The 25,362-nt window shown below is 63.6% G+C and carries 23 protein-coding genes; 4 read left to right on the top strand and 19 right to left on the bottom strand.

Annotated elements, in window-relative coordinates:
* Positions 1 to 4 precede the first annotated feature (4 nt).
* Positions 5 to 799, bottom strand: coding sequence for an FkbM family methyltransferase (locus ACEL92_RS05945; protein WP_374024715.1), 795 nt, complete (start codon positions 797 to 799; stop codon positions 5 to 7).
* Positions 800 to 931: 132 nt separating this feature from the next.
* Here ACEL92_RS05945 and ACEL92_RS05940 point away from each other — a divergent pair, with 132 nt between their 5' ends.
* Positions 932 to 1,606 carry an O-methyltransferase gene (locus ACEL92_RS05940; RefSeq protein WP_374024714.1) on the top strand — a complete coding sequence of 225 codons (675 nt, stop codon included), beginning with the start codon at positions 932 to 934 and terminating at the stop codon, positions 1,604 to 1,606.
* A gap of 80 nt (positions 1,607 to 1,686) precedes the next feature.
* Here ACEL92_RS05940 and ACEL92_RS05935 read toward each other — a convergent pair whose 3' ends face one another.
* Genes ACEL92_RS05935 through ACEL92_RS05925 form a run of 3 tightly spaced genes read right to left on the bottom strand, consistent with a single transcriptional unit; the run spans position 1,687 to position 6,615 of the window.
* Positions 1,687 to 3,699: a glycosyltransferase gene (locus ACEL92_RS05935; protein ID WP_374026093.1), complete on the bottom strand. Its 2,013-nt coding sequence runs from the start codon at positions 3,697 to 3,699 to the stop codon at positions 1,687 to 1,689.
* Positions 3,696 to 5,150 (bottom strand): oligosaccharide flippase family protein, encoded by a 1,455-nt coding sequence (locus tag ACEL92_RS05930; RefSeq protein WP_374024713.1) that lies wholly within the window; start codon positions 5,148 to 5,150, stop codon positions 3,696 to 3,698. Before ACEL92_RS05930 ends, ACEL92_RS05935 begins: the two co-directional genes overlap by 4 nt.
* 13 nt (positions 5,151 to 5,163) lie before the next feature.
* Positions 5,164 to 6,615, bottom strand: a complete 1,452-nt coding sequence (locus tag ACEL92_RS05925; RefSeq protein WP_374026092.1) for a sugar transferase — start codon at positions 6,613 to 6,615, stop codon at positions 5,164 to 5,166.
* A 414-nt stretch (positions 6,616 to 7,029) separates the two neighbouring features.
* Between ACEL92_RS05925 and ACEL92_RS05920 the strand changes: the two genes are divergently transcribed.
* Entirely contained in the window at positions 7,030 to 7,485 is a 456-nt protein-coding gene (locus ACEL92_RS05920; RefSeq protein ID WP_374024712.1) for a UDP-N-acetylglucosamine--LPS N-acetylglucosamine transferase, read from the top strand.
* On the top strand, positions 7,482 to 8,012 hold the full coding sequence (locus ACEL92_RS05915; protein WP_374024711.1) for a glycosyltransferase: 531 nt from the start codon (positions 7,482 to 7,484) through the stop codon (positions 8,010 to 8,012). Before ACEL92_RS05920 ends, ACEL92_RS05915 begins: the two co-directional genes overlap by 4 nt.
* Positions 8,013 to 8,030: 18 nt before the next feature.
* Here ACEL92_RS05915 and ACEL92_RS05910 read toward each other — a convergent pair whose 3' ends face one another.
* From ACEL92_RS05910 to ACEL92_RS05850, 13 genes are all read right to left on the bottom strand, one after another.
* The gene (locus ACEL92_RS05910) at positions 8,031 to 8,906 is read right to left on the bottom strand and encodes a hypothetical protein (RefSeq protein ID WP_374024710.1); all 876 of its coding nucleotides are present in this window, start codon (positions 8,904 to 8,906) and stop codon (positions 8,031 to 8,033) included.
* Positions 8,903 to 10,024, bottom strand: coding sequence for a Gfo/Idh/MocA family protein (locus ACEL92_RS05905; protein WP_374026091.1), 1,122 nt, complete (start codon positions 10,022 to 10,024; stop codon positions 8,903 to 8,905). Before ACEL92_RS05905 ends, ACEL92_RS05910 begins: the two co-directional genes overlap by 4 nt.
* Positions 10,025 to 10,151: 127 nt before the next feature.
* Entirely contained in the window at positions 10,152 to 11,300 is a 1,149-nt protein-coding gene (locus ACEL92_RS05900) for an NAD-dependent epimerase/dehydratase family protein (protein ID WP_374024709.1), read from the bottom strand.
* The gene (locus ACEL92_RS05895) at positions 11,225 to 11,884 is read right to left on the bottom strand and encodes a PIG-L deacetylase family protein (RefSeq protein WP_374026090.1); all 660 of its coding nucleotides are present in this window, start codon (positions 11,882 to 11,884) and stop codon (positions 11,225 to 11,227) included. The genes ACEL92_RS05900 and ACEL92_RS05895 overlap by 76 nt, the downstream gene beginning before the upstream one ends.
* Positions 11,881 to 12,678: a glucose-1-phosphate cytidylyltransferase gene (locus ACEL92_RS05890; protein WP_374024708.1), complete on the bottom strand. Its 798-nt coding sequence runs from the start codon at positions 12,676 to 12,678 to the stop codon at positions 11,881 to 11,883. The genes ACEL92_RS05895 and ACEL92_RS05890 overlap by 4 nt, the downstream gene beginning before the upstream one ends.
* 511 nt (positions 12,679 to 13,189) lie before the next feature.
* Complete coding sequence (locus ACEL92_RS05885) at positions 13,190 to 14,620, bottom strand: PPE family protein (protein WP_374024707.1); 1,431 nt, start codon at positions 14,618 to 14,620, stop codon at positions 13,190 to 13,192.
* Positions 14,621 to 14,639: 19 nt separating this feature from the next.
* Entirely contained in the window at positions 14,640 to 14,936 is a 297-nt protein-coding gene (locus ACEL92_RS05880; RefSeq protein WP_374024706.1) for a PE family protein, read from the bottom strand.
* Positions 14,937 to 15,593: 657 nt separating this feature from the next.
* Entirely contained in the window at positions 15,594 to 16,445 is an 852-nt protein-coding gene (locus tag ACEL92_RS05875) for a hypothetical protein (protein WP_374024705.1), read from the bottom strand.
* Positions 16,446 to 16,589: 144 nt separating this feature from the next.
* Entirely contained in the window at positions 16,590 to 18,269 is a 1,680-nt protein-coding gene (locus ACEL92_RS05870; protein ID WP_374024704.1) for a KamA family radical SAM protein, read from the bottom strand.
* Positions 18,266 to 19,639 carry a flavin monoamine oxidase family protein gene (locus ACEL92_RS05865; protein WP_374024703.1) on the bottom strand — a complete coding sequence of 458 codons (1,374 nt, stop codon included), beginning with the start codon at positions 19,637 to 19,639 and terminating at the stop codon, positions 18,266 to 18,268. The genes ACEL92_RS05870 and ACEL92_RS05865 overlap by 4 nt, the downstream gene beginning before the upstream one ends.
* A gap of 11 nt (positions 19,640 to 19,650) precedes the next feature.
* Positions 19,651 to 19,872, bottom strand: a complete 222-nt coding sequence (locus tag ACEL92_RS05860) for an acyl carrier protein (protein WP_374024702.1) — start codon at positions 19,870 to 19,872, stop codon at positions 19,651 to 19,653.
* Positions 19,869 to 21,446 (bottom strand): AMP-binding protein, encoded by a 1,578-nt coding sequence (locus ACEL92_RS05855; RefSeq protein WP_374024700.1) that lies wholly within the window; start codon positions 21,444 to 21,446, stop codon positions 19,869 to 19,871. Before ACEL92_RS05855 ends, ACEL92_RS05860 begins: the two co-directional genes overlap by 4 nt.
* Before the next feature lie 568 nt (positions 21,447 to 22,014).
* A complete protein-coding gene (locus ACEL92_RS05850; protein WP_374026089.1) occupies positions 22,015 to 22,377 on the bottom strand; it encodes a PAS domain S-box protein in 363 nt (120 codons plus the stop codon).
* Positions 22,378 to 22,899: 522 nt separating this feature from the next.
* Here ACEL92_RS05850 and ACEL92_RS05845 point away from each other — a divergent pair.
* Positions 22,900 to 23,616 (top strand): ScbR family autoregulator-binding transcription factor, encoded by a 717-nt coding sequence (locus tag ACEL92_RS05845; RefSeq protein ID WP_374024698.1) that lies wholly within the window; start codon positions 22,900 to 22,902, stop codon positions 23,614 to 23,616.
* Between the two features lie 100 nt (positions 23,617 to 23,716).
* Here ACEL92_RS05845 and ACEL92_RS05840 read toward each other — a convergent pair whose 3' ends face one another.
* Together ACEL92_RS05840 and ACEL92_RS05835 are read right to left on the bottom strand one after the other, a co-directional pair.
* Complete coding sequence (locus ACEL92_RS05840) at positions 23,717 to 24,121, bottom strand: PAS domain S-box protein (RefSeq protein WP_374026088.1); 405 nt, start codon at positions 24,119 to 24,121, stop codon at positions 23,717 to 23,719.
* A gap of 249 nt (positions 24,122 to 24,370) precedes the next feature.
* Complete coding sequence (locus tag ACEL92_RS05835; protein ID WP_374024697.1) at positions 24,371 to 25,360, bottom strand: NAD-dependent epimerase/dehydratase family protein; 990 nt, start codon at positions 25,358 to 25,360, stop codon at positions 24,371 to 24,373.
* Between the last annotated feature and the right edge of the window lie 2 nt (positions 25,361 to 25,362).

Genomic DNA, 25,362 nt, shown 5'->3' with positions numbered 1-25,362 from the left:
GAACTCAAGCCGGTGCGGGAAGAAACACGAAGTTGTTGACGTAGATGCCGCGGATCGCCCAGCCGTCTTTCCAGCCGCCGATATTCGCCGGATTCTGGTGGGTAGCAGGGTCGAACTCGTCGATGGGCCGCCGGATTCCGTCGACCTCGAAATATCCCGTATAGCCGAGTCCGGCCAAGAATTCGGCGGTCGCCGCGACGGCGTGCGGGTGATGCCGCTCTTCGGCCTCGATGAAGAGCGTCGGCCGGTTGCGCCGGAGCGTATCGGCGGCGCCGCGCAGCACGGCGAGTTCGTGGCCCTCGACGTCGATCTTGATGAAGCCAACGTCATCCAGCTGCAGATCATCCAGCCGCCGAACCTGGACGTCAATCGTTGCGACTCGACTGCCGTCTTCGTCGGTCAGGGCATTGTGGCTGTCGATCGTGCTACGGCCAGGATCGGACTCCAGCACTCGCATCTTCGTTACGCCGGGCGTATCCGATAACGCCACCGCTTCGACTCGCACCCTGCTGCCCGCCGCATCGAACATCGTCGCGAGCGCACGCGCCTGCGTGGGCTGGGGTTCAAACGCGACCACCGACCGCGACGCCGCCAGCATCGCAATCGTGAATTCGCCGGCGGCGGCCCCGATGTCCAGCGAGATGCGATCCGGATCGCACAGCGACCGAACCAGCTGCACCTCCGGGGAGGATTCGCCGAGGCGCCGCAGGAAGCGATACTTGCGCCGCCAGTACCAGCCCGGCGCGACAGTCCTTGCCAGCGGCGCCAGACGCCGTTTCAGCGATACTGCGACCGACATTTACCTTGGCCTCCTTCGCGGTTTCCCAGCACAACCTAGCCGACGCGAAACCACTGTGTGGACGAACGCGATGCGTTACATTCGGTCTCGTATCGGTCGTTGTCCAGTGGTCCAAAACGCGGACGGATTCCTATGAGCATGTTGCAGTTAGCTGTTAAGAAACCGAGGAAAGCGATTCGGCTCGCATCGAGTATCCCTGTTTATGGGCTGACCTCGTTCCGCTTTGCCGCCGACGCTATCCACAAGCGCAACGCCGTTCAGGACACCTGGGAGCTCATGCGACTCGTCGCTGTCGCGCGCGGCCTCCGTCCCGAAGCAGTGGTAGAGATCGGCTCGCTCTTCGGCGGCACGCTCTACTGCTGGTCGCAAGTTGCCGCTCCGAACGCAACGCTGATTGGGATCGATCTGCCCGGTGGCGACTTCGGCGGGGGCCCGAGCGAGGAGCAGGCTGAGGGGTTCCGAACGATGCTTCGGGAGGGTCAGCAGTTCGACTTCCTGCCTCAGGACTCCCATCAGCCCGCGACTGTGGAGGCGGTGCGTTCCCTGTTGGGCGGCAAGCCAATTGACTTTCTCTTCATTGACGGCGACCACACCTACGAAGGAGTTTCGCAGGACTTCGCCATGTACAGCCCGCTGGTTCGTCCCGGCGGTGTCGTCGCGTTTCATGACATCGTGCCGCACACCGATCCTATCTATGGGGTCGCCCGGTTCTGGAACGAATTGAAGCGCGACTATCAGCACGAGGAGTTCGTCTACAGCTGGTCGCAGGTCGGTCTGGGCATCGGTGTCATCCGCATGCCCTCGTAGGCGGCAAGATTCAAAGCGCGTCATCTAACCGCGCCCACGTACATTCGGAGGAGACGTGGCGCGGCTAGAACATCCCGGCGTCACAACACCTGGTTGATCGCATCGACGTAGGCGTCAGCCATCGCTTCCACGGTGTAGTGCTTGCTCATGCGCTCGAAGCCACGCTGGCCGACCGATGGCAACGCGGCGGGGTCCGCCAAGATCTCGGCTAACCGTGCCCGCCAACCTTCGACCGACAGGTCTTCGACGAGGAAGCCGGCCCTACCGAAATCAAGCATTTCTGGGACGGCGCACACCGCCGACGACACCACCGGCACGCCTCTGGCCATCGCCTCGAGGATCACCATCGGGAAGGTCTCGCAGCGGCTTGGCATGCAGAGCAGGTCGGCATCGGCAAGCGCGGGTTCAGGACCGTCCGACCATCCGCGCCAATGCACGCGGTCGCGCACCGAGGCGGGGGTAAGGGCTTCCAATTTCTCCCGGTCGGGGCCGTCACCGAATATCGATAACTTCCAGGGTAATTCCGTTAGGCCGCTGAGCGCGTCGACCAGTAGGTGCGGGTTTTTGAACTCGACGATCCGCGTGAGCACAACTAGGTGCACCGGATCGTCGGCCGCGCGGGTCCGCGGCCGGGGCGTTCCCGGTACGACGACGCCATTAGGTGCTACGAATCGCCGCCTTGTCAGGCGATGGTGCTCGGCCAGCATATCCCAATGACGTTGCGCCAGAACGATAAATCCGTCCGAGCGGTTCATGGCGGCGACCAGTGGCCGCGAGTAGATCGGCATATCCGGATGAGTATGCGGAGCAACCAGCCATCGCCGGCCCGTGCCCGCCGCCCGCCACACTGTGGCGAACCCCGTCTCGGTGTTGGTGTCGCCGCTGATCACGACCGCCGGCCCCTTGGGTAGGTCGACATGCGGCGCCCACCAAGGTTGGCGCACCACCCGCACGTTGTGCGGAATCTCCTTGATCAGCGGGCCGAACCGCTGCATGCATGCAATGGTGACGGGGTAGCCGCGGCGAGCCAATTCGGTTGCGATCACCGACTTTTGCCGCTCGGCGCCGCCGTAAACCAGGCGGTTGGTGGTAATCACGATTGCCGGCAGGTCGGTTCGCTTCTTTCTCCGCTCCTCTCGGCGCGTGGAGCGCTTCGACCGCTGCAACCGGTCCATGAGCGTTATCCCGGCAAGGTATATATCGGCGTGATGAACGGTGCTTTGGCGTTCGAGGACTAGCGCAGTATTGGCGCGCAGCAGGTCACTATTGCGGCGTCGCTCGTCGGCCGAAACCTCGCCACCATGCGGTGAGTCATCGCGATTCGCACCCTCGGCGGTAATCAGATTGCCGTGGTCGACACCAACTTCGTCAGCGAGCACGATGCGCCAGCCAGCTGCACGCGCACGCGTCTGCCAGTCGACGTCCTCGCCATAGAGAAAGAACTCCTCGTCGAAACAGCCAACCGAGTCCCAGGCCGCGCGGCTGATCGCCAGGCAGGCCCCGGCGATGTACCCATCGATCTCTTCCGATTCCGCGGGCTGTCGGCCGTACAGCTGCGAGATCGGGGTTCCGCGAAGCAAATCCGAGTAGCCGCCTGCAGCCACCAGCGCGCGGATCAGCCTTGTGCGGCGTCGCGCGACGTCCCAAGTGACCTCGGGGGGTGCGGCGCCGTCCCTAACCGCCGGCGAGACCGCCGCGATCCCGGGCCGTTGCAACAGCTCCCGGGTGCGGGTTAACGGCCCGCGCAGCCGGGTGTCGGCGTTCATCAGCAGCAGATCGGTGCCGGGAGGCGTGTGCTCTACCAACGCGTTGAAAGCCGCAGCGAAGCCGACGTTCAGCGGTCCCCCCAACACCCAGTTCACCCCGGGGTGCCGCTTAACGAGTTCTTCGCGACCGGGATATCCTTCGCCACTGTTCTCGTACACGTAGACGGGCAGCTCGGGAAGGTGCTCAGCGACGCTGGCGAGGCACCTCTCGATCAGGTCGTGGCTCTTGTACGTCACGATCAGGACCGCGAGTGGTCGCGCGGGCCGCGGCAGCGTAACCCCGCGCTCCGGACACCTCGTATAAGCCCGATCCATCTGCCGAATCACGCCATCACCTGCTTTCCGCGCATCGCAACCAGAGTCGACCACTTGACCGGGCCGATCACCATGCTGACCGTCAGGTACGTGACCGCCGCAGCGGCCACCGCCACGATCACGTGCTGCCCTGACAGCGCCAGAGCTGTCCCCACGCTTGCCGCGGTAGGCAGCAGTACCCGCAGCAAGAACATCAGCGGCGTGCGGTATCCGCATCGCCGGTGCAGCCACCAACTGGAGACGATGACGCCGAGAAGCTCGGTGCACACGAGCGCGACGGCGGCGCCAACGGCGCCGAACCGCTTGACCAGCAAGAGATTGAGCGCGATGTTGAACGCCAGTTCGAAAATGCCCGCTTGCATCAGGAACCGCTGCTGACCGCACGCGAACAAGCCTTGTCCGAGGGTGGCGGCGACGAATTGCAAAGCGGCTGCGAAGAACAACAACGCCAGCGTCGGCGCCCCGCGAGGTACGAACGCCTTGTCACCGAACAGCCCGATCAACGGTCCGGCCAGCAGCGCACCCACAACCGCGACCGGTACCGCCACAAAGTACATCAGCTCGACGCTGCGGCGTAGAAAGCCCGCGAACGCCGCGACGTCCCGCGAAAAAAGCTCGGTAGCCGTCGACAGGGTCGACCGGAGAAACAGCGTCGCCACCACCGCGGTGTTGGACGTGATCAGCGTGGCCAGCCCGTACACGCCGACCTCGGAGTGGGTGCTGAGCAAGGACAGGATCACGCCGTCTGCGCGCCAGTACACGACCCCGATTACCACAAAAGCCATCAGCGGCAGGCTTTCTCGTAGCAGATCGACGGCCTCGCGCAACGCGAACACCGGCCGTAGCGAGATGTGCTGCGCTGCTGCGCTGCCCTGGATCAGTAACTGGAGGGCAGGCGGAATGAGCTGCGCGACAGCGAACCAGATGACGTCCGCGCGTTCCGCTACGAGACACGCGATCATGATCAGTGTGGCCAGCCGGCCGGCGAGGTCGGAGATGGCCACTGCCGAGAATCGGACGGTGGTAAGAAACACCGGGTCGAATCGTGTTGTCATGGAGGTCATCAGCAGCCCCGCCGACAGCATCACGAGCATTACTCGCACGTCGGGGTCGCGATAGATGAGCAACCCCGTCACGACTGCGAGCGCCGCGAGCGGGACACAGTAAACCAAGGCAAGGCCGCTGTTGACCCGCACCAGGCGCTCGAGGTCGCCACGACCAGAGGTGACCCGGCGCACAATAACGGAGGCCATGCCGAGGTCGACCAGGCTGGTCCACATGCCGATGAAGACGACAGCGATGGTGAGCTGGCCATAGCGTCCGGGGCCCAGATAGCGGGCGGTCATCGCCACCGAAACCACCGAGGCCAGCATCCCCAGTGCCCGGCAGATCAGCTGAGTCGAGAACGCGCGCACAATCCGCTCACGCGGCACTGACGGCGCAACCGCGACCGACTCAGTCATGGCCGCGCCTCACTCAGTAGGCTCCTTCGCTGGCCAAGACCGCTTTCAACGTCTTAGCGATGATCACGAGATCACCGGCCATCGACCAGTTGTCGACGTATGACAGATCCAGCCGGACCGATTCTTCCCACGAAAGGTCGGAACGGCCGCTCACTTGCCACAATCCGGTAACGCCCGGCTTGATCAGCATCCGTCGCTTCACTTCGCCGTCGTACTTCGCCACTTCTCTTCGCAGCGGCGGTCGCGGCCCAACCACGCTGATCTCCTGCTTCAGGACATTGATGAACTGCGGCAGTTCATCAATGCTGAATCGCCGCAGGATTTTGCCTACGGGCGTGACCCTCGGATCGTCGCGGATCTTGAACAGCATGCCGCCCGCGCCTTCATTGATTGCCATAAGGTGGTCGATCTGCTTGTCGGCCCCGTCGACCATCGTCCGGAACTTCAACATCTTGAAGGGCTTGCCGTCCAGGCCGATCCGCTCGGATCCGTAGAACACCGGTCCCTTGCTCGTGAGTTTGATAGCGATGGCAGCCGCAATGAGGAGTGGCGACGTTGCGATCAGCGCCGCCAGCGAGAAGCAGATGTCGAAAGCCCGCTTCTGGAAGCATTTGGCCTCTTGATATTGCGGCTTCTCTACGTGCAGCAGAGAGAAACCCGCGACGGGGCGCAGGGCCAATCGTGCCGCGGCGACATCCATCAGCCCGGGAGCGACCACGAGGTCGACGTCCATGGTTTCCAACTGCCACATCAGCTTTCGGATGCCCTGCACTCCGAAACGCTCCGAGCCGGTCACCGCAACGGTGTCCACGCCGCAACGACCGATCGCGGCCAGCGCCTGAGTTTCGTCCCCGAGGATCGGGATCTCCCGGCCGTGGACCGTAAGCGTCTTGCCGCGGGATGACCCGTATCCGGGGATACCCAACCCGACTACGACGTAGCCGTCTCGGGGATTGCGAGTCAGCTCGTGCGCCAGATGTGAAACCCCGCGGCGGTCGCCGATCGCCAACACCGTGGTCTGAAACTTGCCGCGTGCGCGCATCGCGCCAATGCGGTGACGCCACATGGCACGGCTCGCCAGCAATCCGACGGTGCCCACCGGGAGCGCGACTGCCAAATAGCCTCGCGCCAACTCGATTTTGGCAAGCAGGGTTACCATCGCGATGATGCCGAAAGTCCAGAAAGACGCACTGGTCAGGCGTCGGTACTCATCGATGCCTGCTCCGATAATGCGAGGTGATCTCGTGCGGAAGACGGCGATGGACGACAGCCATAGGGCGGCGAACAGAAGCGAGAACAACGTCATCAACTGACCGGGATAACCGGAAGTGCTTGGGGATTCACCGAAGCGGACGAACTGCGCGAAGAATACTGAAGCGCAGACAATCATCGAGTCCGTGATGCGCAGGCGGCTCGAATACTGACGTTGCCAGCGCCGTGCGGTCTTCTCCGCGGCCGGCGGCATCCAACGCGTCGCGACAGGCACATGTACATGCCCGTTTCGGCTGCGGAGCGTAGTCGTGGTCATGCTCCGAAACAGCCCCTGACTGCGCTCGTCAAAGAGCTGGGCCGAACGCGGCGACCAAGCAAACCGAAAATCGTCATGCTGGGAACTATACATACTCTTTGGACGGTATGGAAGGAAAAGTCAAGGTTATGGTCTTTTCCTCTCTCGCGGGTTCTGCGGAGGCGCAGGCTCGCAACAGTCGGATGGAACATTGGCCCCGCCGCGCCTCGCCGATCGGACACGCCCAGCCTCGGTCGGGCAGCCAACGACTTCGTCCACGAGCGGCCTGGCCTCGAAATTCGCCCGCCGAGTCGGGACAAAATTCGGTAAGTTCGTGCGGCAGACCTTGGTCACAAGCGCCTGAGGGGAGACATGGGCCGCCTGCTCCTAATTGCGTCGTCCGGCGGGCACATCTACGAAATGTTTTGCCTCCGGGACTTCTGGCAGGACAAGGACCGGTACTGGGTGAGCTTCGGGACCGCCGATGCCCGATATCTGCTACGCGAGGAGAAGGAGATCTACTGGGCGGCGCACCCCACAGTCCGCAACGTCCCGAACCTACTGCGCAACCTGGTGCTGGCGCTCCGGCTCCTGATCCGCCACCGGCCCGCCATGATCTTGACCACCGGTTCGGGCGTGGCCGCTCCGTTCCTTTGGGTGGCGTGGCTGCTGCGGGTTCCCACCGTCTTCGTCGAGTCCATCACCCGCATCAGCGAGCTCTCGCTCACCGCCCGAATGGTGAAGCCCTTCGCCTCCCGCTTCCTTGTGCAATGGCCCGAGTTGGTCGACCGGATCCCTCGCACGGAGTACCACGGGAGGATCGTGTGATCTTCGTGATCATGGGGATGGAGGTGCACCCCTTCGACCGGCTGGCGCGTGCGGTCGACGAGCTGGCCCGCACGGGCGCGGTGGAGGAAGACTTCTTCGTGCAGCTGGGATCCTGCAAGTACGAGCCGCGCTACGCCCGGTTCGAACGCTTCTTGTCCTTCGGGGACGTCTGCGAGCAGATCCGCGGTGCCTCGGTGGCCGTCACCCATGCCGGCGCCGGATCGACGCTGGTATGCATCGAGCAGGGCAAGCACCCCGTGATGGTCCCTCGTCGCTCGTCACACGGAGAGCACGTCGACGAGCACCAGCTGCCGTTCGCCGAGAAGCTGGAGGCGGCCGGGCTAGCAACGGTGGTTCGAGAGATGGAGGAGTTGCCGACGGCGATCGCAGGGGCGCGGTCTCGGTCAGCTCCGGCCGATGCGCTGGGCCGGGCCCGCGAGCTCACCGGGTGGCTGGAAACCTACTGGCGGGAACTTACTTGCGGGCGGGGTGATGGGCGGCGAGGCCGCGGCGACGCCGCCCGCTGATCCGACGCGTCGGAGCGATCAGGCCGGCACTCGCCAGAGTTCGTCGATTATCGATTTCGTCTGCTGGATGTTGGCCCGGCTGGACGCGCCAAATACGATCGACTCGATCTGCGGCTGGCTGCAGACGTAATCGATCGCCTCGCGGGCCGGGATTGCTCCCGAAGCGAGCACCGACATCGCGATCAGCCTGACTGGGCGTTCCCGGATGGTTTTCTCGTAAAGCTCTACCCCGCCGCACATCCGGAAGCCGATCTTGTTGAAATTGGCGCAGACGATGGGGTTGTCGATCCCTTGGCTGTTCAGAACGTCGAGGAGTCGGGGGAGGTTCATCGTGATGAAGCCCGGCTCGGCACCGTACCTGAGCTTCACGTGGTCGGCAAAAAACCGGAAGGCATCAACCATTCCGAGTCCGAGAAGCAAGTCGGTCACGACGTTCTGGATGAAGATGACGGGCGTCGAGAGACCGGTGAACATCTTCATCTCGGCATCGACCAACAGCTGCATCACCGGCTCGATGTCCTTGCTGGCGAAGGCGACGCCCCCCTTGAACATCGACTTGACGGCCCCGTCGTCCGGCAGGAACTTCCGGAGCGCTTCGAGCATCCCGAACTCGGTTACGGCATTCGCATACTTGTGCGCGTACGGCATGCACGGGTAGAAGACGTAATCGGGGTATTGAGCCGCGTTCGCCCGGAAATGATCGCAGATTTCACCCACCCGGTCGTGGGTGGTGCAGACGAATGTGCGAATGCCTTCCCGATAGGCGTCGTCCAGCGTCGCCAGCACGGGCGGAAGGTGTTGGAACCGCATCGCCTGTGCGCGGGCCTTCTCCTCGGACATGTGGTTGACGCCAAAGAATTGGTTGTCTCCGAAAAGCACGCGGTCCATGGTCACGATGCCCTCGACGTGGCGAGTCTTCTGATCCGCGCATGGATTTGGCGACGGAACGAGCCGCGTGGGGACCCGTTCGTCGCCGGCCGCAACGGCGTTGCGGGACGTCCGCTGGGCGCTGCCCCGGCGATCATGTTGACCACCCGATCGACGTCGAGTGCGGAGCGAAATGTGTTCTCGCCGTTCAGTCGGTTTTTCTTCACGCTCTGGGCGAAATAGTCGATCTGTGCCGAGTACTCCTCACCGCGAAGGTAGTACCAGACCTCCTCGGTGAGATCTGTGGTGTAACGAATCGTCCATCCCTTTCCGAACTCGGGGAGTTGGGGATGCGTCTCGCGCAGATAGATTTGGCACTCCTGCCGATCCGCGACGATGCGACCGTTTGTTCCCCACACCGACACCTTTGTCGACATCTTGCGGAAGCTCTCGTCGCTCCAGTTCACCGATAGCTGGCCGCTCGCGCCATCGGCATAGCGCATCACGCAGTAGATTTCATCGTCGACGTCACGCGAGAAAACGCTATGGCGGACGACTCCATCGACCGAATCGGGGACGCCCGCGATGAAGTTCATGAGGTCGATGGCGTGGCACGCGTAGTCGTACAGGGCGCCACCGCCCTCCGCCTTCACGCCGCGCCACGTGCTTCCTTTTTCGCGGAGTACGACCGGGCCGTAGGCCTCCGCACGCACATGGTGCACACGACCCAGCGCGCCCGACGCGACGATCCGCTCCGCCTCTTGAAAGGCGCCGACGAAGCGGCAGTGGTAACCGACTTGATTTACCAACCGATTGCTCTCAGCCAGGGCGACCAGGCGCTCGCCATCGCTCACATCGAGAACGAATGGCTTCTCGCAGAAGACATGCGCCCCGCGCATCAGGGCCTTCTGGACCATCGGCGCGTGCAGCTTTGACGGGACGGCGACGACAACCGCATCGGCGTTCGTCTCCACCAGCATCCGGTCGAAGTCGTCGTAGCACGTCAACCCGGTGTACTTGGTAAGGATGTCCCGGACATAGCCGACCGAATCACAGACGCCGACCACGTCGAGGTCGGGATGTGAGCGAAGGATCGCAAGGTGCGACAAGCCCATCTTTCCCGCGCCGACTACGGCCAATCGAATTCTCCCGCTTCGGGAGGAGTGACCATTCGACTGGGCCGATGCCAACGCCACGCTGGGCGCCGTGTTGAGCCGTCGGACATTATCTGGCCCGTCCATTTTCACCGGGCCTCCCGCCACGCCGACTGAGTCACTGGACTTCCTTCCAGAACAGGCGCTCGTCGACCTGTCCGGTCTTGAGCAGGTACTCGATTTGCTTGAGCCGGGTGTGCCCGCGGCCTTGGAAGGTCTCGGGATCCATTGCGATGCTGGTGAACACGCGATGCAGTTGGGCCGCACCTGCTGCCAAGTCCCAGGCAGCGTGAAAATCGCTGAATACCTCGCGGATCTTGGCGAACGCCACTCGGTAGCTGCGGTTGTCGGCGCTGGGCGGACCGAAAGTCAGTTCGCAGCCAGGAAATTCGGCACTGACCGTCTCGGCGATTTCACGAACGGTGTAGTTGTTCTCATCGCTACCTACGTTGACGATCAGGGAATGAACACTCTGCCGGTCGGCACGCAGGGCGCACCGAATCGCCTGCGCAATGTCGAGCGCGTGCACCAACGGTCGCCACGGCGTGCCGTCGCTGGTCATCGCGATGCGGCGTTCGGTCCATGCGAGGCCGGCGAGATTGTTCAGCACAATGTCGAACCGCATCCGTGGTGAGGCACCGAACGCGGTTGCGTTGCGCAGGAACGTCGGCGAGAAGTTGTCATCGGCCATCGCCGCGACGTCTTGTTCGACCAGCGCCTTGCATTTGGCGTAGGGGGTCAGTGGGCTGACCGGGCTAGTTTCGTCGACCGTGCCTTCCGCAATTCCGTACACGCTGCACGACGACATGTAGATGAAGCGGCTGACACCGGCCCGCTTGGCGCATTCAGCCAGGTGCACACTGCCGCGGTGGTTTACCTCGAACGTCACATCACCAATCAAGTCGCCGATCGGGTCGTTGCTCAGCTCGGCCATGTGCACGATGGCGTCGAATCCGCGGAGGTCCGCGTCCGTTACATGGCGGATGTCCTTGACAAGAGTGAAGGGCGTGGCCGGGTAAGTGCTGTCAGCGATGTAGCCGGGGCACAGCCAACCGGACCGGTAGTAGCCGGTATCCAGGCCGACCACCTCGTGGCCGTCGGCGAGAAGAGCCGGCGCGAGCAGGCAACCCAAGTAGCCCTCGGTGCCCGTAACCAAAACGCGCAATGTGGTGTCCCCTACTCTCAGCTCACTCAACGGGATTGAAGGCCCAAGGGGCTTACGACTGCTTTCTCGCAGACGAAGGCTTCGGCGTAGTGAGCCCGGCACTGCACGCCGCGAACTCGCATCAAGCCGAGGAATGCCTCGTCGTCAAACCAGTCGCGCCCTGACTGGGACGGATAGCACCGTGCGAGTAGTTTTGCCTTTTCGTACGCCACATCGTCTGGAATGTCCACGTAGACAGACGGATTCGGCAGATCCGACTCCCATTTGAGGATCTCGTAGCCGAGCACCAAGTGGGCCCGGAACTCGGTCGGGATCAGCTCGGCTACTAGCCGGTGATCTTGATGAAAGTCGTGGCGTTGGGGGCCGAGGACCAGATCCGGTTCGCAACTACGGCGGAACTGCGCAAAATGGCGCTTCACGACTCCCCAGTGTTCGGGCAGGCGGCCATCGGGCAAGTCGGCAACGGTCAACCGGACGTCCGCCTGCGGAAATACGGCCGCGAACGCTCCCTTTTCCTCGACCTCCCGCTCGGTGCCGGCGCCGGTCAGTACCAGCACGTGCACGGCGACATCCGGTCGGTGGCGGGCGATTTGCATCAAGGTCGCCCCAGCGCCGATCAAGATGTCGTCACAATGGGCCCCGATCACGGCAATGGAGCTGATGTCATCGACCTTCAGCGGCATCATGCCGGCCGCGCTGCGCATTGGGCCTTGTCCCACAGCATCCAGGGACGGATTCCTCTGTGGTAGTCGGCGTCAAGTTCGGCGCGCTCTTTGAAGGTGTCGGCCGGCTTCCAGAAACCGCCGTGCCGATAGCCGACCAACCGACCGGTGCCGGCCAGGGCCATGCATGCGTCCCCGACGAGATCACCGTTCTCCGGGATCAGGTCAATGACCTCCCGGTTGAGCACGAAGTAGCCGCCATTCACCCAGATCGGAAAATTGCTCAGCGGGACAATCTCCTTGATGTCGCCGTCCTCACTGGCATCGACACAGTGGAACGACGACGAAGGCGGGACGAGGAGCATCGACGCGGGTAGACCACTGCTCGTGGTCTTTTCGATCATCTCGTCGAGCGGAGCGTCGGTCAGCACATCGGCGTAGTTCGCCAAGAAGTATTCGTCGTCACCAAGGTATTGGCGGACTCGTCGCAACCTCTCACCGATCGGCGACTCCAAGCCGGTGTCTACGAACGTCACACTCCAATCCGAGATGTCGGAGTTGAGCAACTCGACCTGTCCGGCGTGCAAGGTGAAGTCGTTGGATTCCGCCTCGCGGTAACTGAGAAAGAAATCCTTGATCTTCGCCGCACCGTAACCCAGGCAGAGAATGAACTCCGTGTGGCCGTAATGCGCGTAGTAGCGCATCACGTGCCACAGCACCGGTCGTGGTCCGACCATCTGCAACGGTTTCGGCACCAGGTCGCCTTCGGCGCTACGCATTCGCATGCCGTAGCCGCCGCAGAACAGCACGACCTTCATGGCCGTCGACCCATCCGAACACGTGCCGCATGGGAAGCGGCATCATTCCGGTTGCCTGACTTCGTTGCGAAGCCGCCAACCACTGCTCTCATCGACGGGGAAGTCCCCGCGGGGTGACGGCACAAACCGACTATCGCCATACCCGCAACTATACATACTATTGGGATCGAATGGAAGGGTTTCTAATTCCTGCAGTATCTTGCCTTGGCAACCGGCCGCGGGTCAGCGTGGGACGGAGCCGACCAAACGTCACGTCCGTAGACAGCCGCTCAGGCACTGCGGCGCGCTGCCCACATCCCGTCACCGGCTTGGGTCACCGCGCCCGGCGACTGTCGCACCGCATAGCTCATCGCCCGGCGCACGCTTGGCGGCGTGGTGAGACTTCGCCAGGTCAATCGCTGCACCAGCGAACGATCCGGAATCGGATCGTTCGCTGGTGAGGTCACACGCGGTTCAGCGCGGGAGCAATTCGGACAGAACCCGAGTCCGTCCGATGAACCGCGCGCACCTGTCAGGTCTTGGCGGCTTCGTCGCCATTGGTCGGCAGGTACACGATCGCCGGCTGGTAACCCGGGGGCGCGTGTCCGTTTGTCGGGAACGTGGCGGGCACAGGGTATTTCGCGGCGGGCGGGGCCGCCGAAGCAGCCGAGTAGCCAGCCTCTGGCGAGCGCGCCACAACGTTGAGGCGCGGCAGGTACTTGCCGCGAGCAAGACCCGCGGCGGCCCCTATGGCGCCCGCTCCGGCTAGCCCCGGTAGCCCGCCCGCCATCATGGGCAGCCCGGCCGCCATGGGCAGACTGCCGGGCGCGTCCACACTGATGCCCGGCAACGTCAATGGCACGCTGCCGACGCCCGACAGGCCTGAAGCGGCCCAGCCCCAATTCGGCGGCACCGACAACGCGCCGACCGAGGCCGCCTCACCGACGCCCGCGGCAGCGCCAACATCCGCGATTCCGCCCAACCCGGATCCCACCGCACCCTCAGCGGCCGCCGCCCCCGCTGCCGCATCCGCCGCACCTGCGGCCGCACCGTCTGCGGCGACTGCCGGAGCGGCGGATAGTGCGTTGTTAATCGGCGTGGTCATGAGCGTCTGCAGTGGCGAAATGAACGTGCTCATCAGGGAAATGCCAGCCCACCCCGGCATACCGAGATATTGCGAAACCAGACTGGTCGCGACGCCGTTCGAGTCGATCAGTCCCCCGAGGGGGCCTGCCGCGGTGGTGGTGCCTCCGCCGGAGGCACCGCCCGACGCGCCGTCAGCGAGCGCCGATACTCCCGATGTGGGCGTCGAGGAACCCGGTGACGCCAGGTTCTGCAGGGTCGTCGGAACCGACGAGACCAACTTCGACAGCGAGGTGGAGGCCGAATTGCCGGCCGAACCGCCGGTCGCGCCGCCTTGCGCGGCCAGTCCGGCCGCGTTTGTGGTCTCCGGCGCCGGCGTGAACGGCGTGATCCTCGCGCCGATGACGGCCGAAGCCGCAGCGTAGCCGTACATCGCCGCCGCGTCCTGGGCCCACATTTCGCCGTATTGGGTTTCATTAACCGCGATCGCCGGCGTGTTCTGACCGAGAAGGTTCGTCGCGACCAGATTCATCAGCTGGGTGCGATTCGCCGCGATCACCGGTGGCGGCACCATCATCGCGAACGCCGTCTCAAACGCGCTCGCCGCGGCTTGCGCCTGCGCGCCCGTCAATTCCGCCTCTCCGGCCGTCGCGGTGATCCACGCTATGTAGGGTGCGACCGCCGCCGCCATTGCCGCCGACGAAGGCCCGGTCCAGTCGCTGATCAACCCGGCAATCACCGACTGGTAAGAGGTGGCCACGGAAGTCCACTCGGCCGCCAGCGAGTTCCACCCGGCGGCGGCGGTCAGAAATGACTCCGGCCCCGGGCCGGCATACATCAGCCCGGAGTTGAACTCTGGCGGCAAAGCCCCGTAGTCCATCGCTGAACCCGCGTGATCTCTACAGCGCCGCGGCCGAGGCGGCTTCGGTGGCCGCGTACGACTCGGCGCTAGTGGTCAGCGCGTTCACGAACATTTCGTGAATGGCCGTCGCCTGGGCGCTCACGGCCTGGAAGAGTTGCGCCTGCGCGGCGAATTGCGCAGCCGTCAGCGCCGATACCTCGTCAGCCGCAGCCGGAATCACCCCCGTCGTCGGGGCTGCGGCGGCCGCGTCGCCGGCGGCCATTTGCGCACCAATGGTTTCCAATTCCGCGGCAGCGGACGCCAGAAGCGCCGGCTGCGTGGTTACGAAAGACATGCTCTCCTCCTACCGGGAAACCCGGCCGGCCCTTTGGCGGATCGCCCCACGGCCACGCTCGGGTGGATGCTTATATACCGATATGCACTTGATCCCTAAGATTACATACTTATCAGATCTTGAGCAACTGTTATCGTACTTCTGGTCTCAGCGCCGGCCTGGCCGCGACCGCCTCGTCCGCACGGCTCAGGGTCAATCGCGTTCGGCCTTCGAACAGAAAGAGCGGAGCAACTGAGTCGCTCCCCTGATGCTTCGGCTTCTGCTGGATGTCGCCGGTGCGGGCCGCTGGCGAGCCCTTGGTCAGGCTGACGCGAGCGGCGCCGACGAACCCCCTGCGTGGGATGTCTTCCCTGCTGCGGTTCGCCTACTCCCAGCCGAGATTGTCCTCGGCGTGGGAACACCGCGATTGTGGGATATGCGATCGGAGTTTGTGAGTTATCACGAAACTGAAGGCAATAAGAAATATCGATACGCATATGGCTGCCGCTATGAGTAGGACCAATACCCCGATCAGCGTTGCGATCACGTCAACACATTCCTTTCCTCTCGGCACTATCCGCGCGGCCCGCCTCTCGCCCGTTAGCCGTAGCCTGGACCAGGCGGGACCTGTCTCGCGAAGAAATCAAGGCTGGTCCGCGGAGTGGCCAACCTCCCCCGCTATAGGGGCAAGCACATGAGCTCGCTGTAGAGATCGTCGATCTGCTCGGGTTCCAGGCTGGCGCTGCGATACATCTTGGGCCAGGAGTCCAGCGCGAACGACAGGCGCGGTTTGTGCTCGATGACCCGTAACTCGGCCAGGGTTGCCACGAGCCGATGACGAATCAACAGATAACGGGTCAGCGGACGCAGCGCTCGGTGAAACAAGTCAGGATCGCTGACGTGCATGACTATCGCGAGCAGCGGCACATCTTTGTGGCGAAATTCCCGGTACATGACGTGGCAAGAGCTGCGGCCGCGAATTAAAACAAGGTGATGCGCTCCGAGCCCTCGCGCGTGGTCGTGGTAGACCTGCAGCGCCGTGCCTCCGAGCGTCCTTTCGATGACCGCTGGATCGGCACTGATTCTTGTCCAGCGCGGCAGGGTGGGCCACGGCAGGTTCGGAATGAGCGCCGCGGCGGTGTCGAGGTAACGAAACCCCAGCCAATTAAGGATTTCCTGCGGCCCCACGTCAGGCGTGAAAACCGTGAAGTGGTAACCCTCCTGCGCCAGCAGTGTCTTGAGCAATGTGATGCTCCGGGAGCGATATTCGGGCAGCACGCACCATGATGTCATGTTGCAGAACCGCTCCACCCGTCCTGCCACTAACCGCTCGGAGTAAAGAGCCAGTAGGGTGCCAACGACGCGCTGCCCATCGCGAACCATGAAGCCGTGGTTCGGCGCCTCCACCTTCCATGGCGCCGCGAAGCAGGCAACCTCCCACGGAACCCGGTCGTTGAGGTTGGTGTGCAGGAACTCCGCCACTGCGGCTTTGTCCGCATCCGTGATCGGAGCGATCTCGACGACAGTCATCCGCAACTCACCGACCCATAGAGTCGAACTCCCTGCAGCAGAGGATTTTTGGAGCCGATGTGTTGCACTGACCGGCGTCGGCCATACATGTTTCCCGCAGCGCCCATACCCCTGTCTCCCCTTCTCAGCGCGTGCCGTTCCAGCTCATGCCCCGGGATGGACGGCCGGCGATACGCCTGCCTGCTGGAGCGCCGAATCTGGCTCGGCTGTCGCCCGTTTGCGCCTTTTGACGGTCTCGTGAGAGTGCTCCATAGTGGCTTGCGACGGCAGTCGCTCCCCGATGGAATCACCAAAGGTCTCCACCGTGCGGGAAACCGGTTCCGTCCCTCCGTCCGCCCCTGTGGCGGCACCGCACGGGCCAGGTGCGGTGCCGCCATTTGGGGCAGGCGTCACGGACTCGGGGCCAACCGAAAGCGCTGTGTCACAAGGCAGGTCGGAGTTCTTCCGCCACCAGGTCTGACCAACGGTCGGCAGGGTGTCGATTGGGTCGTAAAACGGGTAGACGCGGTTCAACGCGTCCACATCGGCCCCGTCCAACCCGGTGCGGTAATTCTTGGTCCAGTAGGAGATTCCGAGGTCCCGGTCGTAACGCACCACCTGGTGAACCCAGCGCTTGCCCACGTACGGGACATCACAGACGATTCGCGGCGTCGCGAATCCGGGCAGATAGCCCATGATCGCCAACTGCAGCTGCTGTGCCTGCCACAGCGGGGTGCGCCAGTGTTCGGCGTTGGGGATCATGTCGCACATGTAGAAGTAGTAGGGCAAAATGTTCGCTTCGCCCTGCAGCGCAAAGCACAAGTCAAGTAGGTCGTCGGCGGTGGCGTTCACGCCTCGTAACAACACCCCTTGGTTGCGCACGTCGCGCAGTCCTGCGTCCAGCAGCCCGCGTGCCGCCGACGCGACCAGCGGGGTCACCGACTGCACATGGTTGGTGTGGGTGTGCATCGCGAGGTTGACGCCGCGGGCACCGGCGATGTGCGCCACGCGGCTCACGCCCTCCACCACGTCGGGTTGCAGCCAATGCTGCGGCAGCCCGACCAATGCCTTTGTCGCCAAGCGGATGTCGCGAATACTGTCAATCGCGAGCAACTGCATGACGAACGATTCCACCCGCGGCCAGGGGACGTTGGCAAGGTCCCCGCCGGATACCACGACGTCGCGCACCATCGGGGTCGCCCGCAGGTAGTCCAGCATCCGCTCGTAGCGGTCGGCGGGGTGCAGGGATAATCTGGTCTTTCTGACGGTCGGCGTGGAATTGCCGATCAGATCCATTCGCGTGCAGTGCCCGCAGTATTGCGGGCAGGTCGAAAGCATCTCGGCGAGTACCTTGGTCGGGTATCGATGGGTCAGCCCTTCGACCACCCACATGTCGCTCTCGTGCAACGAGTCTCGCTCGGCGTACGGGTGTGAGCACCATTCCGGCTCCCGGTCACTGAGCAAGGGCAGCATGTAGCGCCGGATCGGATCAGAGTAGAAGGCGTCGGTCAGCGCGCGGCTTTCCGGCCGGCAGTTGGGAGCCATGGTGTTGAGCATCTGAGGTGGCAGCAGCATCGACATGGTGGCCCGCTGCTGCTGGTCGGCGGCGAGGTCGGTGTAGAACCGCTCGTCGAGCAGGTCGCCGACCACGGCACGCAATTGAGCGATGTTCTTGACCGTGTGTGCCCGCTGCCACTGCGGGTTTCGCCACTCGGACTCGGTGACCGTCGACCAACCTGGGTAGCGACGCCAATCCGGCTCGGATAACTCCTTGCGCACGTATATATACGGCTGATCGAGGGCGGCGGTGAAGCCAGTGCGCGTGGCGTCGCTGAGCACCGTCATAGCGACACAACCTCTCGCGACGCCGCCGCGGCTTCCGCACCCTGGATCAAGTCGGCCGCGACGCGCAGACCCGACCGGATTGCGCCCTCCATCAGGCCGAAGAACTCCAAGCTGGTTTCGGTGCCCGCCCAGTGAACCCGACCATGCGGTGCAGTCAGTGAAGGGCCGAGCCTGAGCCAGTCACCGGGTCCGAACAGGGCCGCATACCCTCCCCTGCTGTATTCCTCGGTCAACCAGTCGGTTACCGCGTATCGCGTCGGCGGAGGTAACTGCGGGAAGAGCCGGTGCGAGTGGGCGAGCGCCGCGTCCCGCTGGCGGTCCGACGACAGCGCGCTGAACGCCAAGGCGGCAGCTCCGGTGACGAAACCTGTTAATACGCCCGCTGATTCATCGGGCGGTGAATCATCGACCGTGGACAGCAGCGGGCCGTGGGTACTCAGCGACCATCCGGATAAGCCGTGGTCACGCCACATTGGAGCCGGATAGCCAAGATGGACCTTCACCGCGCGTCCGCGGCTGGTATGCGCCGTCGCACGCGGTGCGCGCAGAACAGGCCGGAACTCGATCTCCTGCGCCAATAGCGGCGGTACGGCGACCACCACCCGGTCGGCGCGAAACTGCGAGCGCGTGCCATCCACGTCCGAAACACAATGCACCACGGCGCCGTCGGCGTCCTGATCGATCGCAGACACCGGATGGCGCGTCCGTACCCGGTCACCGAGCCGTTGAGCGAGGGCCGAGCACAGTAGATGCGAGCCGCCATCGATCCGCCACTGCTGGGCTCCGCCCTCGAAGGCGTTGAGATACCGGATCCCTCCACCCGACCGCAGATAAAAGGCCATGTGCAGAGCGGAGATCGCGGCCGGATCGGCAGCCATCATTTCGCCGAGAAACAACGGGAAGAAAGTTTCCGCGTCCGGATGCATGCGCTCGGCGGCAATCCAGTCCGCGGCAGACTGCCGATCCAGGCTTTCCGCCCGACGAGTCGCCCATGGGGCCTCTGGATCGACCTGCTCGACGAGTTCCTCGAGCCGGTCGAAGAGATCGCCGAGCGCAACGCCGCGCAGCGGTGGCATCCGACTCGCAGATGTCGTCCGCTGGTCACTCACCAAGAACGTGCTATCGCCGGTCGTTGCCGTCGACACCAGATCAAGACCGTACTTCCTCAGCAAGGCGAGTAATTCGGTGTGCTGGGCGCCCAGATAGGCAGCACCGCCATCGGCAACCACAGTCGCCGAGACCGGGATTCCGTGCGTACGGCCGCCTACCCGATCGCGCGCCTCTAGGACCGTGACCTCTGCACCGGCGTCCGCCAGCTCATTCGCCGCGGTCAGTCCAGCTAGGCCGGCACCGACGACGACAACTCGCATAGACCCGGCGTTCATGGCACTGCAACAACTACTCTGGCGAACAGCCCTTCCGGCGACGGGTTTTCGACGAAGTCCTCGTACAGCAGCTCCGTCCCGAACTCCCGCGCGATCGCACTGAGCACCCGGGTGGCCAGCAGCGAATCGCCGCCGAGTTCGAAGAAGTCGGAGTCGACGTTCACTTCGGGTGTGTTGAGCACCCGGCGGAAAATCGCAACGATCTGTTCTGCGCTCATAGGCTCTTTCCTCTTGTGTCGTAGTCCGCCGCGGCGCGGACTGTTGCCGCTCGATCAACTTTGCCGCTTGGTGTATAAGCGAGCGCAGCAACGAATTTCACTCGGCTGGGGACGAATTGACTAGGCAGCCGCTCACGCAGGTAGCGCTTCAACTCGGCCGGAGTGGTCTCCCCGGTGGTAGTGACATACGCCGTTAACGACGTGCGCCCGAGGAGCCGTTCGCCGACCACGACGGCGCCGGCAACGGCGGGATGGGTGATCAACTGTGCCTCCACCTCGGCCGGATGGATGCGCACCCCGAGGACTTTCACCTGTTCGTCGGCGCGACCGCGCGAATAGAGCAAGCCGTGTTCGCCGCGGACAACCAGATCGCCGGTGCGGAACCAGCGGGTCCGGCCGCAACCGTGATCGGCAACCGGGAATCCCTTGGCGGTGTGTTCCGGCGACCCGAGGTAACCGTTAGCCAGCGAGGGGCCCGAGATCAGCAGCTCCCCCTCTTCGGTGACGTGGTCGCGCACATGGGGCAGTGGACGACCCAGTGGCGCTTCGGCGTCGCCGCTCGCGACTTCGGCTTCGGTGCCGGGCCCCGCCAACTGCGCCGCGTGGGTCACCATCGTCGTTTCGGTGCACCCGTAGGTGTTGAGCAACCTGACGTGCCCGACGTCGAGGTCACGCCACTGCCGTAACCGGGTCGGATCGACCCGTTCGCCGCCGATGACTACCAGCCGGACACTGTCGGGCAGCGCCGCCCGCTCCTCGTGGAGGAAAAGCACCAGTTCGTGCCAGAACGCCGTGGGTAGGTCGAGCATGGTGACCTCGCGTTCGGCCAACATGCGGACGAAGCGCGGGAACGAGCCGGAATGGGCGGCGTCGTCGAAAACGAGTGCCGCACCGGCGGTCAGCGTGGGCAGGATTTCTTCGAAGCAAGTGTCCCAGCCGAGCGAGGCGAATTGCAGGACGCGGTCGTCGGGGGTTAAGGCGAAGAGGTCTCGTAGCGCACGTACCGTGACGCTCAGGGCCTGCCGCGAGATCACCACCGGCTTCGGCGTTCCGGTGGAACCAGAGGTGCACAGCACATACGCCGGATCGCTACCTTGCGGTAGCGCCCGCGGCAGGTCGTCCACGCTTCCCGGGTTCTCGTTAAACGCCGCGATTCCGTGGGTTTCGGGCTCGCCGACGTCGGCGGCTACCGCGAAAAGACGGTCCACGCCCAGGGCCGCGACGAGCGCCTGTCTGCGGGCGATCGGCAGAGCGGCATCAATCGGGCAGTAGGTGGACCGAGCGTGGAGTATGCCGAGCAAGTACTCGACCACGCCGGGTGTGTGCGAAACCAACGCGCCGATCAGATCGGCCGGCCTATCAGGGCCGAGCCGTCGCACACCGTAGCGCGATGCGTTGATCCGGACTCTATCCGCGAGGTCCGCATATGGGATGACTGCCCCGTTATGCACGATGGCAGGAAGGCCCGGCCACTCTTGTGCGGCGGCGAAAAAATCCGTGACCACGTCCCCGACGGCACCCGTGTCTGCGGCGGCGACGGAGGCGTCGGCCTTGGGAAAAGTTATGCGCGCCATGGGTTCCCAGTCATCTAGCGGATTGGCGGTATTGAGTTGAACCGGTTAACGCGCCTCGACGAAACGACCAAACCGAAGTCCGGGCGAAACCGCGCCCGCGTCGAAGGGAGCAGTCGTCAATTGGACGTCCGGCGCAACCGGGAGCGTCTGCGGCTGTGGTCATGGGCGACGCCATGTACTCCTCCTCACGGAAGCAAGCTGAGCCGCAACGGGTCGGTTTACCCGAGGCGCCCGGTTGGGCCCTCCGATATACCGATGAAGCACCCAGGTGGCCATATTACATACTTATCGACCATCTTGTAAGGATTAATCAAACTTTTCGTCTGATTAGTGGCGGAAGGGCAAGGTTTCGGGTCTGATGCCATCGAGGCGCCGCGTTCACGGACGGTTCCCCCAAGACGCGCTGGCGCCCAGCTGGTCGGCAAGAGATCAGACGGCACCGACCACATCAGAGGTAAGCCGCCAATACCGCGACGCTTTGCACGCAGTGTGTCGCCGGCACACCACGGAGCTTCGGCGAGTACAGACGTCAAGCCATCGGCTCAACGACGTCTGGAGATCGAGCGTGCTAACGCTCGTCCATCCACAGAAGTTCGGTCATATCTTGAAATGTCACCAGCACAAACTGGTCGTCGCGCCGCATCATCGCGGATTTGCTAACCCTTGCCCGCACCGTCCAGCCGTCGCAATGTTTGAGTTCCACAACCAAGTTCGACAGCGCGTCGACATCGAAGAGCCCGAATACGGCGGCCGGGACGGTCCTGAACACATCCGGGAATGTCAGCCCCGCGAGGGCGTCCTGCCGATAGCCCACCATGTTGGCGAATGCTGTATTCGCAAACACCATGATCCCGTCCCGCGTCATGGCGAGAGACGGAACCGGGAGTCGCTCCAGCACGACGAGAGCAGGCAAACGCGTCAGAATGTCCATTGGCGAATCGTCGGGACTGCCCTGGCGCCGGCGTTCGATCAGGCGGCCCCCGTCCAGGCGGGCGCCCTCGTCAGGACCGCCGGAAGGCAACCACACTTCCGACGGGGAGGGCACGGGGGTCAGCATTTCTGACTGCGTGGTCACGACCGACATGTGCTCCTCCTGGTGGAAGCAGGCGGCTACAGCCTCCGTTAGTGCACGTCTGGATGCCATCCGAAGTCTGGAAACCGATATTGTACTTGGAGACACAGAATACATACTTTGCGGCATCTGGCAAACGCCTTTACAAACTGGTAGTCTTTCGGTAACCCTGCTAACCATGGGTATGCGCGGATTGACATGCGCCAGGGAGGCTGCAGCGGAACACTCCGATCAACACGGCACCCTCGCCGCAGGCGGGTCGGCGCCGCCAACTGGCCATTCCCCCCTATCATCGAGGGAGGGCACCGACTCGGCGGCATATCGGCTTCGCGCGAAATCGTCTCGCCGTCTCGCGGTGACTGCCACAAGACAGGACGGGCGATGACCGAGGCCAACGAACGACGAGCCGGCAATACACGCCAACGGCTCATCGTCGCCGCGGCGCGCCAGTTCGCACATCGTCCGTACAGCGTGGTCAGCCTCGATGACGTCCTAGCCGAGGCGCAACTGACCAAAGGGGCGATGTACTTTCACTTCCAGTCCAAGCAAGCGTTGGCCATCGCAATCATCGACGACCTCATTGAGATGAGCAACGCCACTGTCGCCGAGTTGCTTGCCCGCAAAATGTCAGGGTTGGAAACACTCATCGATCTGGTGTACCTACTCGCCGTCCAGGACACGCAAAACGAGGTGGCCCGAGCCGGCGTCCGGTTGCTCGAGACCCTCGACAATGCCACCGACATGCCGGCGACACTCTGGCAATCATGGATTGACTTTGTCACCAGACTGGTTAAAAACGCTATCGCCGAGGGCGACGTGATCGAGCGCTTGGATCCCGCGGACGTTGCAAAAATGTTGGTCGCTCTGTGGGTGGGTATCCGCCGGATCAGCGATGCCGACCGTCCCGAGCAACACCTCGATAACCTCCAGAGAGCGTGGATACTGGCATTGCCGAGTTTCACCAGTAGCGACCGAATCGACTACTTTGTCCAATTCATCAAGCGCCGCCACTCGCTCGCTGTGAAAAAGGTTGCTGCCGAGCCACTCTCAGTGGATCTCCACGCCACCGCCGGAGCCTCGGCAAACGCCGACAATTAGCCCACTACTGCCAGCTCTACGACGGAAACAACCTAGCGAGTGAATTTTTGCCCGGCGAGTCCTTGCGCCACCACCGGGCCACCACTCGGCTGGCTGAGCACTACCGCTCGTCAACCCAGAGCCGCTCCGTCAGATTCTCGAACGTCACCAATACAACCGGGTCGTCCCTGCGCATCAGCGCCGATTTGCTCATTTTGGCGCGCACCGTCCAACCCTCACAGTGCTGCAGCTCAACGACGAGATTCGCCAGTGCGTCGACGGCAGAAAGCGCGCTTTCCACGCTAGACCCACTTTTGAAGACCTCTGGGAACGCCGAGCCCGCCAAGTAGTCCTGTTCGTAACCGACCATCTCGGCAAAGGCCGTATTGGCGAACAAGATGACGCCGTCTCGCCCCATCGCGAGCGTGGGGACCGGGATTCGCTCCAGCACAACCAGCGCAGGCAAATGCGTGAGGACGTCGGTCGGGGATTCGCCGGGGCTCGCGTTACGCCGCCGTTCGACCAGCGGACTCCCGTCGGCGCCAGCTCGGTCGCGCGCGTGGCCGTGTGAGATGTTGCCTAATAACCGCGCATCGGACATGGACGGCACAGTAGCAAGCCAACTGGCTCGACGCAGCGAAACTACGAAAGTCGGAGCCTGTAGGCTACGCCACACTTGATTGGTGCTCACCACCGCAACCGCATACCGGACTGCTGCTGCTTCGTCCCGTAACCGGGTGCACGCCTCTACAGGCAGTTATGCAAGTCCTAGCCGCTAGCCCCTAGCCGTCGCGAGGCGGGCCGGGCAGAGATCGACGATCCCCCGCAGCCAGTCGACCGTTCGTTTGATGCCTTCGTTGAGGTCGATGTCGGGCTTCCAGCCCAACACCCGTCCCGCCAGGGTGGGATCCAAGGCGCTGGCCTGGACCTCACCGGTACGGGCCTCGGCGTAATCGGGCAGGTCCTGGCTGCCGACTGCCGCGGCGATGAGTCGGTGCAGCTCGGTGACCGTCGTTTGCAGACCGGTTCCGATATTGAATATTCCGGTCGTCGCGGCCGGCGCTTCCGCGGCGCACAGGAAAGCAGTGGCAACGTCGTCGACGTAAACGTAGTCGCGTGTTGCGCTGCCATCCCCGTAGATGGTCGTGGGACGTCCGGAGATCATCGCACTGCCGAAGAGCGTGACCACGCCCGCTTCCCCAAAAGGATCTTGGCGCGGCCCATACACGTTGGCCAACGCCAGACAGATGGGCGTGAGCCCGTACATATTGGCGTAGGCGCGCATATAGAACTCGCCGGCAACCTTGGCCGCCGCGTACGGGCAGCGCGGGTCCACGGGAGCGTCCTCGGTTGCGGGCAAGGTGGCCGACGCACCGTAGCGAGAGCCGCCCGATGCCGCGTACACGATTCTCGGCACTCGCGCCCGCCGACTCGCTTCCAGGAGGTTGATGGTGCCCAACACGTTGTTGCGGGCATCGTATTGCGGATCGGCGACGGACCTGCATACATCGATGTGCGCCGCCAAATGGAAGACCACGTCGGGGTTGGACCCCGCGACGATGTCAGACAGCTCGGGGTGCCGGACGTCGGCCGCGACGAAATTGAAGCGACCTGAACGTTCGTGTCGGTGGGCAGACTCCAGATTGGTGGCGGGGGCACCGGCGCTCAGGTTGTCGACCCCCGTAACCTGGTGCCCTTCCTCGAGCAGGCGGTCGACAAGGGTGGAACCGATGAAACCGGCGGCGCCGGTGACCAGAGTACGCATCT

This window comes from Mycobacterium hainanense (genome assembly GCF_041890355.1).
Taxonomy (GTDB): Bacteria; Actinomycetota; Actinomycetes; order Mycobacteriales; family Mycobacteriaceae; genus Mycobacterium; species Mycobacterium hainanense.
Note: the sequence above shows the minus strand (reverse complement) of the source record. Positions and strands in the feature narration are given on the sequence as shown.

Coding starts and splice junctions, on each gene's coding strand:
- ACEL92_RS05945 (WP_374024715.1), bottom strand. CDS start 799: ATGTCGGTCGCAGTATCGCTGAAACGGCGTCTGGCGCCGCTGGCAAGG.
- ACEL92_RS05940 (WP_374024714.1), top strand. CDS start 932: ATGAGCATGTTGCAGTTAGCTGTTAAGAAACCGAGGAAAGCGATTCGG.
- ACEL92_RS05930 (WP_374024713.1), bottom strand. CDS start 5,150: ATGACTGAGTCGGTCGCGGTTGCGCCGTCAGTGCCGCGTGAGCGGATT.
- ACEL92_RS05925 (WP_374026092.1), bottom strand. CDS start 6,615: ATGCCGCCGGCCGCGGAGAAGACCGCACGGCGCTGGCAACGTCAGTAT.
- ACEL92_RS05920 (WP_374024712.1), top strand. CDS start 7,030: ATGGGCCGCCTGCTCCTAATTGCGTCGTCCGGCGGGCACATCTACGAA.
- ACEL92_RS05895 (WP_374026090.1), bottom strand. CDS start 11,884: ATGATGCCGCTGAAGGTCGATGACATCAGCTCCATTGCCGTGATCGGG.
- ACEL92_RS05890 (WP_374024708.1), bottom strand. CDS start 12,678: ATGAAGGTCGTGCTGTTCTGCGGCGGCTACGGCATGCGAATGCGTAGC.
- ACEL92_RS05885 (WP_374024707.1), bottom strand. CDS start 14,620: ATGGACTACGGGGCTTTGCCGCCAGAGTTCAACTCCGGGCTGATGTAT.
- ACEL92_RS05880 (WP_374024706.1), bottom strand. CDS start 14,936: ATGTCTTTCGTAACCACGCAGCCGGCGCTTCTGGCGTCCGCTGCCGCG.
- ACEL92_RS05875 (WP_374024705.1), bottom strand. CDS start 16,445: ATGACTGTCGTCGAGATCGCTCCGATCACGGATGCGGACAAAGCCGCA.
- ACEL92_RS05870 (WP_374024704.1), bottom strand. CDS start 18,269: ATGACGGTGCTCAGCGACGCCACGCGCACTGGCTTCACCGCCGCCCTC.
- ACEL92_RS05865 (WP_374024703.1), bottom strand. CDS start 19,639: ATGCGAGTTGTCGTCGTCGGTGCCGGCCTAGCTGGACTGACCGCGGCG.
- ACEL92_RS05860 (WP_374024702.1), bottom strand. CDS start 19,872: ATGAGCGCAGAACAGATCGTTGCGATTTTCCGCCGGGTGCTCAACACA.
- ACEL92_RS05855 (WP_374024700.1), bottom strand. CDS start 21,446: ATGGCGCGCATAACTTTTCCCAAGGCCGACGCCTCCGTCGCCGCCGCA.
- ACEL92_RS05850 (WP_374026089.1), bottom strand. CDS start 22,377: ATGGACATTCTGACGCGTTTGCCTGCTCTCGTCGTGCTGGAGCGACTC.
- ACEL92_RS05845 (WP_374024698.1), top strand. CDS start 22,900: ATGACCGAGGCCAACGAACGACGAGCCGGCAATACACGCCAACGGCTC.
- ACEL92_RS05835 (WP_374024697.1), bottom strand. CDS start 25,360: ATGCGTACTCTGGTCACCGGCGCCGCCGGTTTCATCGGTTCCACCCTT.